The organism is Polynucleobacter sp. MWH-Creno-3A4 (assembly GCF_018881885.1).
Classification (GTDB): Bacteria; Pseudomonadota; Gammaproteobacteria; order Burkholderiales; family Burkholderiaceae; genus Polynucleobacter.
On the sequence record NZ_JACXSA010000001.1, the window covers coordinates 35373 to 49235 of the forward strand.

The window sequence follows — 13863 nt, forward strand, 5'->3', positions numbered from 1 at the left end:
CTTACCCCCTGATTTTACGAGGATTTATCGTATAAATGGGGGCGGGAATGCCTAAAATCAAGGCAAAAAGCTGCAATTTAAGGGGAAATATGGTCTAAAGATGGTGCCCGAGGCCGGAATCGAACCGGCACGACTTTTTTGAGTCGGCAGATTTTAAATCTGCTGTGTCTACCGATTTCACCACTCGGGCTCGCACCAGCAGCAAAGCAGTGCTAATAAATCAAGACAAGGCAAATTTTAGCATGCGAGGACCAAAGGCCTCGGCAAGCCGCGCTTGAAAGGTTTCGGACTCCTGAAATCTAATGCCACTAAACTAGCGCTCATGAAATATCTTGGCAAATTGAGTGGCTTCGCAAGGCTAATGCGGCCGGTCTTTTTGATCCTCGGCATTGCCGTGATTACTTGTGTTGCAGTTGTTACGGTCTATTTAATTTCCGCCCACACTACCCCTTCCGGTAAACGAAGCATCAAGAGCATTGGAGACTCAGTCACCATTACTTTTGACGAAGCTGATATTCCGCACATCAAAGCCAAGAGTCAAGCTGATGCTTTATTTGCATTAGGTTACTTGCATGCTTCTGAACGCTCCTGGCAAATGGAAATCAATCGTCGTCTCGCTAGTGGTCGTCTCTCTGAAATTCTGGGAAGCGATACAGTGAAGATTGATCGCTTCATGCGCACTCTCGGTATTAAGCGTGCCGCTGAACAACAATTTGATCGTCACTCAGTAGGTACCAAGCGCTTGTTGCAAGCGTATGCAGATGGAGTGAATGCTGGCAATGCGCACTTAGGTTGGGCCCTACCAATAGAATATTTTTTAACGGGCTCTAAGCCTGGGCACTGGTCACCTACTGACAGCATCGCATGGATGTTGATGATGGACTTTGACCTTGGTGGAAATTGGAGCAAAGAGTTGCAGCGCTTAGAGCTTTCTCAATTTTTGACAACAAAACAAGTCTGGGATGTTCTGCCAGCTTATATCCCGGGTGAGCCAGTTACCAACGTCGACTTTTCGAAGATGTATCGTGACTTAGGCGTCTATCCAGCAAGCGTCAAGGGTTCTAGCAGCCAGTCTCACAAACTACCCGCAAATGACCTGAGTGCGAATGATTTACCTGGTGGTAAAGATGGCATTGGCTCCAATAACTGGGCCTTAAGTGGAAAGCTCACTGCTAGCGGAAAGCCTTTGTTGGCAAACGATCCTCATCTCGGTTTGTCGGCGCCGGCAATTTGGTATTTTGCTCATCTCGATGCACCTGGCATGAATGTCATTGGAGGCACTCTCCCCGGTATACCAGCAATTATTTTAGGTCGCACCGATCAATTTGCATGGAGCTTTACGAATACCAATCCTGATGTGCAAGATTTATATATAGAGCGGATCGACTCACAAAACCCTGGAATGTATCAAGGGCCTCAAGGGCTTATGCCTTTTAAAGTTCGCCAAGAGATTATTGATGTGAAAGGTGAGCCCTCGATCACCTTTATCGTTAAGGAAACTCGGCATGGTCCTGTGATATCCGATGTCTATGCGCGCGCTAAAAGATCAGTCGATACCGATCGCTTTGCTTTAGCACTGCGCTGGAATGCCTTGGACATCGAGAACCATTCTATGGATGGCCTCCTGGATATGAATCGCTCGAAAGATTTAGATGCATTTAAACAATCTTTGCGCAAAATATTTGCGCCCATGCAAAATATTGTGATGGCAGATGTTGATGGCAACATTGCCTATCAAGCCGCTGGTGTTGCACCAAAGAGGACATTGCACCAGGGGCTTTATGGTGTTGCACCCGCTCCGGGCTGGGACAAACAATACGATTGGACGGGCTATGTTCCCTATGAACAACTACCTGCCAGCAATAATCCAGAGCAAGGCTGGATTGCCACTGCCAACCAAAGAATTATTGCCGCCAACGATCCCAATCCTTTAACTGCTGACTGGGACTTGCCCACTCGCTATAACCGCATCGTTGAACTGATTCAAGGAAAGTCTATGCATGATCTTGATTCAATGAAAGCCATGCAGGCTGATACCCTGTCCTTAGGCGCAACTCCACTATTAGACTTATTTAAATCCGCCACTTCTTCACATCCTTTGGCGGCGCAAGCGCTAGCAGTTAGCAAGGATTTCAATGGCGACATGAAGATCGATAGCCCTGGTGCATTGATCTTTAATGCATGGGCAGATCAACTGACCCGCAATCTCTTTTCTAGACTCGGTTACTTATTTACTGACCGATATGGTGCCCGAAGTTATCGCGCTGCATTAACTGAACAAGTTCAAAATCCCAATAGCCCCTGGTGCGATGACCCCAAAACGCCTCAAGTAGAGTCTTGCCAAGATGCTTCGAACAATGCATTTGATAAAGCCCTTACTTATCTCAGTAAAGAATATGGCAGCAATCCCCAGCAATGGTCTTGGGGCAATGCGCATATTGCTGTCTCTGAACATCGACCACTAGGCAAAGTTCCTGTGCTTGGCAGATTCTTTAATATCCAAACCCCTTTTCCGGGTGACAGCTTTACTGTCAATGTGGGTCGATTGGAATTAAATAATCCGAGCAACCCTTATCAAACCTTACAAGCGCCCAGCATGCGTACGATCTATGACTTGTCCGATCTGGAGAAGTCCCTCTTCATCTACCCTACCGGTCAATCTGGCTGGGTTCAGAGCAAGCTCTATCGCAATCTCAACTCACTGTGGGCAAAAAATGAATATTTGCCTTTACAAATGAAGCCCGCAAGTACCAAACGACAGCTAGAACTCAATAGTCAATAAAAGTTCGTAAAATGAAAAAGGAGCTGTTTAGAATGCTTTATGAAGATTTATTAATACACACTAGCTACTATTGAGGACATATCCCCATGAAAACCTTTCGCTCACTCGTCTCTGCTACCCTCGCTCTGGTAGCGATGTCTCCACTTAGCAATGCTTTTGCAGAATGGAAAGAGTTAGGCTCTAACGCAGTCATGGTGGTTTATGTCGATCTTGATACGATTCGAGATAGCGGTGAAAAAGCACAAATCATGTCCATGTTGGATTTCAAAAAGCCTGGAGTAAATCCAAATAACAAACAAACTGTTAATTCTATTGTTGGCCTCAATGAATACAACTGCCCTGAAATTAGTTATCGTCCAATCGCGTTTAAAGAATTTTCTGGGAAAAAAGGCACAGGCAAAGTAGTGTCTGATAACAATACGCCGGATAGCCAGTTTGAACCCGTAATCAATGAATCATGGACAGCTGGAGTATTTAATGTTGTCTGCCAGAGACGATAGGCTTCACTCGAGGTTTTGGGTAGCACTTCTTACCTGCAGTAGCATCCTTTGCATTCAGGGATGTGTTGCACCGATTGCTGCGGTGGGGGCTTCAGGCTCTGCAGCGGCGAGTTCAGTTGGCACTGCTGCTGCAGGCACTGCAGCAGCCTATCCTGTCACTGCAACCAGCCTAGCATCTAGCGCAGTAACCGGCAAATCTCCTCTTGAACACGCTGCATCTGCTGCCACTAAAAAAGAATGTAACTTTTTAAATCCCCTAAGTTCCAAACCGATTTGCGTTGAAGTGACCGTACCGCCAATTACCGATAACAGCACACCACTATTAGGTCCAGCTGACTTATCCCCAGATCTAGCCAAGCAATAGAGACTTTTAGCCGTAAGAGACTAAAATTGCGCTTTACCCGATTATTACTGCTCTAGCTATGACCACAGAAAACTATTACCTCACCCTCACCTGCCCCAATAAGCCCGGCATTGTGGCCGCAGTGTCTACCTATATTTTTCAAGCTGGTGGCGATATTGAGGAAGCCCAGCAATTCGATGACAAAGCCTCAAAGCGTTTCTTCATGCGCGTCAGCTTTAGCTGTCCTACCGATGCCAACACTTTGCGATCTGGATTTGTAGAAATCGCTAAACGGTTTGAGCTCACTTGGGAATTGCGCGCAGTGAAAGATCTAAAGCGTGTTCTCATCATGGCTTCGAAACTTGATCATTGCTTAGTAGATTTACTGTATCGTTGGCGCATTGGTGAATTGCCGATGATTATCTGCGGGATTGTTTCCAATCATCCGCGCGAGGTTTATGCCAGCATCGACTTTGCAGACATTCCTTTTTACCATTTACCCGTTACCGCAGAAACTAAGCCCGCTCAAGAAGCAAAACTCCTAGAGATTGTTGTGCAATCTAAAGTGGATATGGTGATACTGGCCCGCTATATGCAAATTTTGTCAGATGACTTATCAAGCAAACTCTCTGGCCGCTGCATCAACGTACATCATTCATTCTTACCGAGCTTCAAAGGTGCCAAACCTTATCACCAGGCGCATGCCCGTGGCATTAAGCTGATTGGCGCTACTGCCCACTTTGTGACCAGTGATTTGGATGAAGGCCCAATCATTGAGCAAGACGTGACACGTGTGACGCATGGTGATACACCAGAGGATTTAGTGCGCAAAGGACGTGACTTGGAGCGTACTGTGCTTTCTCGCGCACTGCGGTACTACTTGCATGATCGTGTCCTAATTAACGGTGCTACATCAGTCGTCTTCTCAGACTAATCAGCTCTAGGGTCTAACGCCGGGGGCTTCTAAAGGCATTCCTCTGGCGCGCCACATCAGAAACAGCTCTAGCTGAGCCATTTCTGGTGAGCCATAGTCAAACTGTTGTGCACGAACGCCGCTCATGCAATTGCGTAAGCGTCGTTGTAAAGAACCTAAGGTTTGCCACTCCAAGCGATATATCGGATAGGCATTGGGATGGCCCTGTGGGATTGAGCTACCACCAAGCTTTAAACCTGCTCGCTCCTCATGACACTGAGCGCACGATAAATTGAGTTGACCCATGCGTTCATTAAACCAACGGCGCCCTTGTTTGAGGTCTGGCTGATTCTGGGCAGTTTCTTTTACGGTAATCGGCATCCCTTTAGATTGAATGGCGATGTAAGCAGTTAGAGATAGCAGATCTTTACTCTCGTATGGAAGCGCAGAAGCACCTTGCGCACCAACACGGCATTGATTTATTTGACCCTCTAAGGTTTGAAGTTTGCCTTTGATCACCTTTGGGTATTGGGCTGCTACGCCTCGCATGGATTTTTTAGCATCGCCATGACAACTACTGCAAGCAATATTCTTCTCCCCTGCTTTACTCTGCCAAAGACTCTCGCCTTCAGCAACCCAAAACATGGCTGGATTAAGAGAGGGATCGTCTTGCATCGCCTGATTTTCAGGGGACATTAATGCATAGCTCGATTGTTTCTGGGCCTGAATCTCAACAGCCCTTGCATTTACTGATAGTAAGAGTGCGCTGCACATCAGACCAAGATACAGGCAGCGTTTTTTACTCACGATATCTTAGTTAACGGTAATGCTTGCTTGATTAATGGCCTCATAACCATCGTCTCCGAGCCACTTAAACTCCAGAGTGCCCGACTCAACAGCAATCGTTGTAAAGATAATTAAAGGATTGGCACCAATACCAGGATAAAAGTCAGCCCTGAATACTTCTACATCGTTATAGCTGCACGTAAATACCCGAATGATGTCCCGAGGCACTAACTTACCGGACTCGGTGTACCGAAATCCAGACTCCATATCGTGCTGCGCAATTGCCCGAATCTCAATAATGGAGCCCTTTTTTGCAGTGCTGGGCATCGTAATAGAAGTGCGTGATGTTTTACTCATACCAACTCCGTGCAAGCAGAAAGCGTCACTAGGGTTTCTGCATAGCCTTGATAAAAACTACCATTACTCATTTGGGCGATCGCCCAAACACGCTGACTATCAGCCAAGCGCACTCGGGTTGTAATGGTGGCCGTGCCGGAGCGCGGCGTAAGGTAAGCAGTAAAGATATTGGGTAAAGGATTGCCCTCTGCAATTACATGAATCGCTTTGACATAATCATTTGCAGTCATCGGACTCTCAACGCTGACCTTAAGAACCACTAAATTACCGTTTTCAACCAGAGGTGGAATCACTAGGGTGACTCGCTGGTTCTCAACTTTGGCTCCGCCAGTAATCTTTTGAATGGCTGCTGCGGCATCTTCTTTTTTAGCAAAGATGATTGCTGGGCTTAAGCAGGCGCCCAGCGTGAATACACCCAATCTTTGCATACGGGATAGCCACGTGCGCCGAGTCATTTTAGGTAAAAGCGTTGGAATCTTCATGATTAATGTTGTGTATTGAGACTACCAAGAAATGCCGCAACATCTTCAATCTCTTGAGCACTTAAGAGGGTTTGACCCACGAATTTAGGAGCAACTCGATTGAGATGTTGGGTTTTGTAATAGGACGGCATGATGGTATTCGGATTGAACTGACTAGGATCGACAAGACGGGCTCGCAGTTGAGGCGTACTCAAGCGTGCAACACTGGCACTTAACTCAGGAGCCAAATTTCCCTGAAAACGCTCCTCCGGAAAGGGCCCGCTATGGCACAAAAGACATAAACCGGCCTGCCGACTAGCAACAATTGCCCTACCTCGGATTGGATCACCTGGCTGCCCAGAGAGAGATTCATTGATTGAATCTCCAACTAGCGTTTGAGCATTTACAAAGTTGAGGCTGAGGAAGACTAGCAAAGCAAACGCTAGTCCATTCCTCATTCTCATCGGCACCAGTTCACTGAAGTGCTTAAACCAGTTTGATGCCGCTGTTTTTCAATGGCACAGTACGCAAACGTTTACCAGTGGCGCGATAAATTGCGTTTAGCACTGCTGGCGCTGCAACTGCAATCGTCGGTTCACCTACACCACCCCAGTCCTTACCACCACCTTGAATGATGATAGTTTCGACTTTTGGCATTTGGTACAAACGAATTGAACCAAAGGTATCAAAGTTCTTTTGCACTACTGCGCCATTTTCAATGGTGATTTCTTCTTCGAACAGCGCAGAGAGGCCGTAGACAAAGGAACCAGAAACCTGACGTTGCACTTGCGCTGGATTAACCACATAACCTGGGTCTGTAGCAGCTACAAAGCGATGAATCTTCACTTCATTGCCATTCTTTACTGACAACTCACAGGCTGCAGCAACATAGCTTCCAAAGGATTTCATTTGTGCTACACCACGGAATACGCCTGGAGCAGCTGGTTTGTCCCAGCCAATTCCATCGGCAACCGCATTCAGAACGGCGACCGCACGAGGGTGTTTGCCCATATGCTGACGGCGGAACTCTACTGCGTCCACACCAACGGCTTCAGCCATCTCATCCATAAAGGTTTCAATAAAGACCGCATTTTGGTTTACGTTCACGCCACGCCAAAATCCTGGTGGGACATGGGTGTTACGCATCGCGTGATCAATGGTGATATTGGGGAAGCTGTAGGTGAAACCATGCTCGCCACTATCCTCAAGACCTTGGAATGCCAAAGGATCTTTACCTTTGTTCGCCTCAACGACAGCAGGACGAACTGACGCCAGGATAGACTGGCCAGATAAGCGCATATTGACGCCAGTCACTTTCTTATTGCTATCAATAGCCGCTGTCAACTTACACATCATGACGGGATGGTAACGACCCTGGGTCATATCCTCTTCACGAGTCCAAATCAATTTGATATGGGTGCCCGGCATCTGCTTAGCAATATTGACTGCCTGAGTTGTGTAGTCCTGAAATGCGCCGCGACGACCAAAGCCACCACCGAGGTTGACTTTGTAAACGTTGCATTTGTCTGCGGGCAAACCAGAGGCAGCAATCACTGCTGCTAAAGAAGCTTCACCGTCTTGCGTTGGCACCCAGGCTTCACAAGAATCTGCAGTCCACTTTGCAGTGGCAGTTTGTGGCTCAAGTGTGGCGTGATTGAGGAAAGGATAAAAATACGTTGCCTCGAGTGTCTTCGATGCGCCAGCGATAGCTGACTTCACATCACCATTGGTGTTGTGCACAAAGGCGTCATCTGCCCCAAATCCTTCTTCCAGCATTTTCTTGATTGAGGCGCTAGAAACATTGGCATTTTTGCCGCTATCCCAAGTAATGTTCACTTGCTCTAAGGCGGTTTTGGCTTGCCAGAATGTATCGGCAACAACTGCTACTGCTGAGTCGCCAACTTGCACCACCTTCTTGACGCCCTTCATGCTCTGCGCCTTAGTAGCGTCGTAGCTTTTGACTTTGCCACCAAATACAGGCGACTCTTTAATCGTAGCCACCAACATGCCTGGGAATTTGAGGTCAATGGCATAAACCTGTTTGCCAGTAACTTTGTCAGATACACCATCAATACGATTGACTGGCTTGCCAATCAATTGCCAATCTTTTGGATCTTTCAGTGGAATCTCTTTGGGCACCTCAAGTTGAGATGCTGCAACAGAAACCTTACCGTAAGTCGTTTTACGTCCCGATGGGGTATGCGTGATCACGCTATTTTTAGCAACACACTCAGAAGCAGGCACGTTCCATTGGGAAGCGGCTGCCTCAACCAACATCATACGAGCGGCTGCACCGCCCTTGCGCACATACTGCTCTGAAGTACGAATACCGCGGCTACCGCCGGTGGAGTAACTACCCCAGACCTTATTGCGCTTGAGGTTCTCGCCTGGTGACGGATATTCGTATGTGACTTTTTTCCAGTCGCACTCGAGCTCTTCAGCAACCAACTGCGCAAGACCTGTGATGGTGCCCTGACCCATTTCTGAGCGAACAATACGAACAACAACATCATCATTCGGCTTGACGACAACCCACACACCAATTTCTGGGGTAGCGAGAGGCGCCATTGATGTTGTACCAGTGCCCATAGCTGCATGCGCTTCAGTCATCAAAGCAAAATCAAAGCCAATCACAAGGCCAGTGGCGATAGCACTTGAGCCAACAATAAATTGACGGCGGGAGGTATTTGTATTTGTAGTCATCTTGATCTCCTTATACCTTGCTTACAGCATGAATAGCATCGCGTACTTGCTGGAAGGTGCCGCAACGGCAGATATTGGTAATCGCTTCATCAATCTGAGTATCTGTTGGCTTTGGGTTATTACGCAGCAAGGCCGTTGTTGCCATCACCATGCCAGATTGGCAGTAGCCGCACTGTGGCACTTGGTTATCTACCCAAGCTTTTTGTACTTTAGAAAGTTGACCATTCTTTTCAAGACTTTCAATCGTCTCAATTTTTTTACCTTCAGCAGCAGCCACAGGCAAAGAACAGCTACGCATCGCTTGACCTTCGAAGAGCACAGTACAGGCGCCGCATGCACCAATACCGCAACCATATTTGGTACCAGTCAGACCAATTTGCTCGCGAATCACCCACAACAATGGGGTATCTGGATCGACATCTACTTTGTATTTTTTGCCGTTGACATTTAACTCTGCCATGAGTGATCTCCTATTGATTTTTGGAATTGGAGATTCTTTCTTGCGAAATGGTCTCCTGTGTATTTTTTATACCCTACTTATGTTGTGCCTATATTAAACAAGAACCCATTTATTGCGATGCAACATAAATGCCAGCCTGTAAGATCAAGCCATGATCTCTGGTCTCGTTCAAATTCTTCTCTTTCAAAGCATTGGGGAGCTCGTCTCTAAGTTCCTCCTCCCCACCCTGCCAGGCCCTGTGATTGGCCTAGTACTTCTGGTTCTTTGGCTCGTTCTGCGCAAAGGCATCAATACAGAGTTAGCCTTGGTTGCCGACGCCTTTAGTCAGTACTTGGGTTTGTTATTTGTCCCCGCTGCAGTTGGTGTTGTACTCTTTTTGCCTGAACTGAAGGCAAATGCTCTGGCCATTGTGTGCGCCCTAGTTGGGAGCGTGATCTTAACAATAGGCTCGAGTGCTGTAGTCGTCCGTTTTTTGAGCAAGAAGGATGCTCATGACTGAAAAACACTCCATTGTGGAGATTTGGGTATACCTATCTGGCAGCCCACTCTTTGCACTCTTTCTGACTTTAGCTGCCTACCAATTGGGCTTAGCCATTTATAAGGCAAGCAAGCAAAATCCTTTAGCCAATCCGGTAGCCATTGCCATTATTTTGGTGGCCACCACGATTCAAGTCATTGAGATGCCCTACCCTACGTACTTTGAGGGTGCGCAGTTTATTCACTTCCTATTAGGATCGGCAACCGTGTCATTGGCTATTCCAATTTACCGCGGACTAGCAAGCCTCAAAGGTCGCTCTATTCCACTGATCGCCTCTTTACTGACTGGCGGTTTAATGTCAATCGTGAGTGCAGTCAGCATTGCAAAACTCTTGGGCGCTAACTCCAGTATTACTGGAGCGATGTATCCGAAATCCGTTACTGCGCCAATTGCAATGGGTATCGCTGAGCGTATCGGTGTGTCTCCTACTCTCACTGCGATCTTCGCAGTGTCCACCGGAATCTTAGGTGCAATTTTGGCGCCCTTTGTTTTTAATGCACTCGGGATGAAAGCATGGTGGCAAAGAGGCTTTGCGATTGGTATCGGAGCGCATGGCATTGGAACTTCACGCGCCTTTAGCATTCATCCTGAGGCAGGAACTTATGCCAGTTTAGCCATGGGCATGAATGGTGTGATCAGTGCAGTTGCAATCCCGATCATTTATCACTTATTAAATCAGTAAACCTTAAGCAGCCAATAACTGCGGAATACGAGCATGCTTTACTTTAGGCTTAATCGTTTTTCTTGCCTTCCATAGATCATAGGCAGACTGTTGTGCGAGCCAAACGCTCGCACTGCCGCCATTCTTAACCCCAAGCCATGCCTCGATTCGTAAGGCCATTTCAGGAGAAATTGCAGCCCTAGCATTAAGAACACGCGATAAGGCTGGACGAGTAACCCCCAGCTGCTCTGCAGCAGTTGTCACAGTGATTCCGAGCGCAGGCAAGACATCATCTCGCAAGGTTAGCCCAGGGTGTGGGGGGTTATACATTTTTCTCATTTTTAGCATTAGTGATAGTCCTGATAATTTACCAAAACCGCATCTTCACCTTCAAATTTAAAAGTTAATCTCCAATTTCCACTCACGACAATTGAAAAGTGACCAACTAATTTACCTTTAAGCACATGGAGCCGCCATCCTGGTAGATTCATATCCTCCCAAGAGCTTGCTTCATTCAATCTAGCCAATTGCCTAGATAAACGCGGGGCATGCATGCTTTGAATTCCTGCTTTATTCCCCGTTTCAAAAAATAACTGCAAACCTTTATGGTGGAATGATTTAATCATACCACATTGTATAGCATAGCGTTACACCAATAAAGAACGAGTTAAACCCCTAAATATATAGGGTTAAGCCTCTATCATTCAACGGCGGAAACGTAAATCAAGAGCGGGGTAAGCAATTGAGATAAAAGCGCTTGATCTCTTGATCGCAACTCACATCCCGAGGCTCAATCGGTCTTTGTAATGAAATCCCCTCAATCGTTTTACAACGACTGAGTGCAACATACACCTGACCAGATGCAAATGCGCCTGAAGATAAATCCACTTTGACTTTATCGAGCGTCTTACCCTGACTCTTATGGATGGTGACAGCCCAAGCCAGCATTAAAGGGATCTGCACATAGGTACCAATGATGCTGGGTGAGATTTTTCCAGACATCATGTCATGATCGTAGCGATAGGATTCCCATTGATGACCGCTTACTTCAACCGTATTGGAATAGGGTCCATTCTTGACCATCACCTTCACCTTATCAGGCAGTAATTCTCGTACGATACCGATCGTACCGTTGACCCAACGCTTCGGAAAGCCTGGGTCGGTAGCTGTAAACATGACTTTTGCGCCTACCTTAAGCGCAAGATTATTTGCTGAAGGTAAATTGCGCTCATCAACATTAAACTTACCAGTTGTTTTGCCGGTATAGACTTTAATATCAGCCTCGATTGCCCGCAAACCTGCACCATTAATTTGATCTGCTCTTGCATTGGTAGTGGTGAGCGTAATGGTGTCCTCATCGACTACGTGATTGGGTCGATAGCACTGCGCATTGAGGAGATCAATGGCCTCATCCACATCGTGATTGATTCGAATACGATTCAAGAGTTCTGCAAAGTCAGCATCTTTTTGGCGAAAGATCTTGGAAAGCTCAACCATCGTGACTTCTTTGCGATGCAGTGCCATGGCACAGAAGAAATACGGGCCTTCATATCCCCTATCGGCTAAGACCTGCATATCGCTACTAGAGACCACTGGGGGTAACTGAAACAAATCCCCCACAAACATTACCTGAATGCCACCAAAGGGTTTGCCTTTTTGTGGGCCGTTCTCGCGCAAGAATAAATCCATCGCATCCACCACATCAGCACGCACCATCGAGATCTCATCAATGATGAGCAGACGAATATCTTTATAGAGTCGCTTATCGCGCAGTGGCTTGATGTCTTCTTCTGGAAAGATTAAACGGGGTGGAAGGCGAAAAAAGGAATGGATCGTAACCCCTTTAACCTGCAAGGCTGCTACGCCTGTAGGAGCAACGACAACGACATTACCTGGAATGGTTTCTCGTAGATAACCAATCAGGGTTGTTTTGCCAGTGCCCGCCTTGCCACTGACAAAGATATAGGGGTCATGCCTGTCGATCGCTTCAATCACCGCCTCGTAATCGGGGGTGATTTCTATTTCAGGGGACTGCGTTGCTGGGGTGGACATCCCCTATTGTTTCACGGCATCCGCCACACACCGAAATCCGATGTAAACCACGGCAATGTCCCCTGGTTTTGATTCCACATCGGACTCTTGTTGGCGGTTTGGGCCATACCACCAAGATGCGCCGCGGGTGATATTTCCGCCATTCCTCTCGGTCGCTGTCCATTCCCAAACGTTGCCACCCATATCGTATAACCCATTCACACCCGGCTTGGTGCTGCCTGCAACCACATGGCCGGTACCGCGATTCAGAGCGCCAGCGGGAGCTAAGCCTGTGTAGTCTCCGCATCCACTCAGGCAATGGGAAGCCACTGGAGTACTGCCTCCTGGATAGGGGTAGCGTTGACCTTTGACATAGCCTGCAGGTGGATGAGCTCTTTGCTCTAAAAATGCGGCTGACGTCCACTCAGCATCGGTTGGCAAGCGCTTGCCGTAATAACGACAAACTGACTCTGCTTCTTTTTGATTGAGGTGCACTGCTGGCTCAGAATCTTGAGCAGCGACGCCATAAGGCGTACTCCAAGTCCAACCGGGCTTTTGCACAAAGCCGCCTTCATAGGAAAGGCCGCCGCCCTTTTGTTCTGCAGCGCTCACAAAACCTGTCGCAGCAAATCCTTTGACATCCGCAATCGTCATCTCGGTTTGATCCCATATCAGATTATCGATTTGCGCAGTCGCAATAGAAGAAGCAGGAGCACTTTGTGCATGAGTTGGGCGCAACAGGAAAAATGCCGCAAGCGCAAAGAGAAGTAAAGTGAATTGGAATGGAGAGTAATGATGTTTTGTCATGGTCACAGAATAATCCCTAAGCTTCATTGCTTCATGGTGAACTCTGAGTTTTACTGCAATCTGAAAAATTACAGCGATTTCCGGGTATGCCATCCAGCAAGAAAAATCACAATTCCCATGCAAAGCATGACAAATACAGAAATATGGGTAATCAGAACTGCATGAACAAACTCCGTAAAGACTCTCCACTCTTGAGCTGATTTAGTAGAGAGATTCTCGGCGCTCAAAAAGTCCAGGAACTTTTCCTTAAATGGAAATGCCATGCAGGAATTTAGGAAAAGCAAAATGCCATTGAGGAGCAGGACTAGGCCGAGGGCAATCTCAACAAAATAGGAGACGTGCCTGTAGAGGCTTGGAGCCTGATCTCTCATGGTCTTAATGAATCCTCACGGCAAATTTCCCAAATATTGTCGTCTTTAATGGTGCATTGATGAATATGTACTCCAGATATGACTATCTGGGGCATAAAGACCACATAGTACTACTGCCATTATAAAAAGCGCAATAAACGACTAGAATGG

17 protein-coding genes and 1 tRNA gene are annotated in these 13863 nt (G+C 47.1%); 6 read left to right on the forward strand and 12 right to left on the reverse strand.

Annotated features, from left to right (window positions below; translation table 11 throughout):
• Positions 1–101: 101 nt before the first annotated feature.
• Positions 102–190: transfer RNA gene (locus IEN92_RS00155), tRNA-Leu, on the reverse strand.
• A gap of 171 nt (positions 191–361) precedes the next feature.
• On the opposite strand from IEN92_RS00155, the gene IEN92_RS00160 reads away from it, so the two are divergent.
• The 4 genes from IEN92_RS00160 to purU all read left to right on the forward strand — a co-directional run bounded on the left by IEN92_RS00160 (position 362) and on the right by purU (position 4559).
• Complete coding sequence (locus IEN92_RS00160) at positions 362–2782, forward strand: penicillin acylase family protein (RefSeq protein WP_255539726.1); 2421 nt, start codon at positions 362–364, stop codon at positions 2780–2782.
• Positions 2783–2868: 86 nt separating this feature from the next.
• A complete protein-coding gene (locus IEN92_RS00165) occupies positions 2869–3282 on the forward strand; it encodes a surface-adhesin E family protein (RefSeq protein ID WP_216159415.1) in 414 nt (137 codons plus the stop codon).
• An 82-nt stretch (positions 3283–3364) separates the two neighbouring features.
• The gene (locus tag IEN92_RS00170) at positions 3365–3646 is read left to right on the forward strand and encodes a hypothetical protein (RefSeq protein ID WP_216159418.1); all 282 of its coding nucleotides are present in this window, start codon (positions 3365–3367) and stop codon (positions 3644–3646) included.
• Positions 3647–3704: 58 nt separating this feature from the next.
• Positions 3705–4559: a formyltetrahydrofolate deformylase gene (gene purU, locus IEN92_RS00175; protein WP_216159420.1), complete on the forward strand. Its 855-nt coding sequence runs from the start codon at positions 3705–3707 to the stop codon at positions 4557–4559.
• A 6-nt stretch (positions 4560–4565) separates the two neighbouring features.
• Here the strand turns inward: purU and soxA are convergent, their stop codons facing one another.
• Genes soxA through IEN92_RS00205 form a run of 6 tightly spaced genes read right to left on the reverse strand, consistent with a single transcriptional unit; the run spans position 4566 to position 9305 of the window.
• Positions 4566–5345: a sulfur oxidation c-type cytochrome SoxA gene (soxA, locus tag IEN92_RS00180; RefSeq protein WP_370623855.1), complete on the reverse strand. Its 780-nt coding sequence runs from the start codon at positions 5343–5345 to the stop codon at positions 4566–4568.
• 6 nt (positions 5346–5351) lie between these two features.
• Positions 5352–5681, reverse strand: coding sequence for a thiosulfate oxidation carrier complex protein SoxZ (locus IEN92_RS00185; RefSeq protein ID WP_216159423.1), 330 nt, complete (start codon positions 5679–5681; stop codon positions 5352–5354).
• The gene (locus IEN92_RS00190) at positions 5678–6163 is read right to left on the reverse strand and encodes a SoxY-related AACIE arm protein (protein ID WP_216159426.1); all 486 of its coding nucleotides are present in this window, start codon (positions 6161–6163) and stop codon (positions 5678–5680) included. The genes IEN92_RS00185 and IEN92_RS00190 overlap by 4 nt, the downstream gene beginning before the upstream one ends.
• Positions 6164–6165: 2 nt before the next feature.
• Complete coding sequence (gene soxX, locus IEN92_RS00195; RefSeq protein WP_255539727.1) at positions 6166–6600, reverse strand: sulfur oxidation c-type cytochrome SoxX; 435 nt, start codon at positions 6598–6600, stop codon at positions 6166–6168.
• A gap of 28 nt (positions 6601–6628) precedes the next feature.
• Positions 6629–8845: a molybdopterin cofactor-binding domain-containing protein gene (locus IEN92_RS00200; protein ID WP_216159433.1), complete on the reverse strand. Its 2217-nt coding sequence runs from the start codon at positions 8843–8845 to the stop codon at positions 6629–6631.
• A 10-nt stretch (positions 8846–8855) separates the two neighbouring features.
• On the reverse strand, positions 8856–9305 hold the full coding sequence (locus IEN92_RS00205; RefSeq protein ID WP_216159436.1) for a (2Fe-2S)-binding protein: 450 nt from the start codon (positions 9303–9305) through the stop codon (positions 8856–8858).
• 151 nt (positions 9306–9456) lie between these two features.
• On the opposite strand from IEN92_RS00205, the gene IEN92_RS00210 reads away from it, so the two are divergent.
• The gene (locus tag IEN92_RS00210; RefSeq protein WP_215373359.1) at positions 9457–9804 is read left to right on the forward strand and encodes a CidA/LrgA family protein; all 348 of its coding nucleotides are present in this window, start codon (positions 9457–9459) and stop codon (positions 9802–9804) included.
• Entirely contained in the window at positions 9797–10525 is a 729-nt protein-coding gene (locus IEN92_RS00215; RefSeq protein ID WP_216159439.1) for an LrgB family protein, read from the forward strand. The genes IEN92_RS00210 and IEN92_RS00215 overlap by 8 nt, the downstream gene beginning before the upstream one ends.
• 3 nt (positions 10526–10528) lie before the next feature.
• Here the strand turns inward: IEN92_RS00215 and IEN92_RS00220 are convergent, their stop codons facing one another.
• From IEN92_RS00220 to IEN92_RS00240, 5 genes are all read right to left on the reverse strand, one after another.
• On the reverse strand, positions 10529–10843 hold the full coding sequence (locus IEN92_RS00220; protein WP_215373362.1) for a HigA family addiction module antitoxin: 315 nt from the start codon (positions 10841–10843) through the stop codon (positions 10529–10531).
• Positions 10844–10851: 8 nt separating this feature from the next.
• Positions 10852–11130, reverse strand: coding sequence for a type II toxin-antitoxin system RelE/ParE family toxin (locus tag IEN92_RS00225; RefSeq protein ID WP_215373364.1), 279 nt, complete (start codon positions 11128–11130; stop codon positions 10852–10854).
• 97 nt (positions 11131–11227) lie between these two features.
• A complete protein-coding gene (locus IEN92_RS08935) occupies positions 11228–12556 on the reverse strand; it encodes an ATP-dependent RecD-like DNA helicase (protein WP_216159442.1) in 1329 nt (442 codons plus the stop codon).
• 3 nt (positions 12557–12559) lie between these two features.
• The gene (locus IEN92_RS00235; RefSeq protein WP_216159444.1) at positions 12560–13342 is read right to left on the reverse strand and encodes an SUMF1/EgtB/PvdO family nonheme iron enzyme; all 783 of its coding nucleotides are present in this window, start codon (positions 13340–13342) and stop codon (positions 12560–12562) included.
• A gap of 68 nt (positions 13343–13410) precedes the next feature.
• The gene (locus IEN92_RS00240) at positions 13411–13605 is read right to left on the reverse strand and encodes a hypothetical protein (RefSeq protein WP_216159446.1); all 195 of its coding nucleotides are present in this window, start codon (positions 13603–13605) and stop codon (positions 13411–13413) included.
• Between the last annotated feature and the right edge of the window lie 258 nt (positions 13606–13863).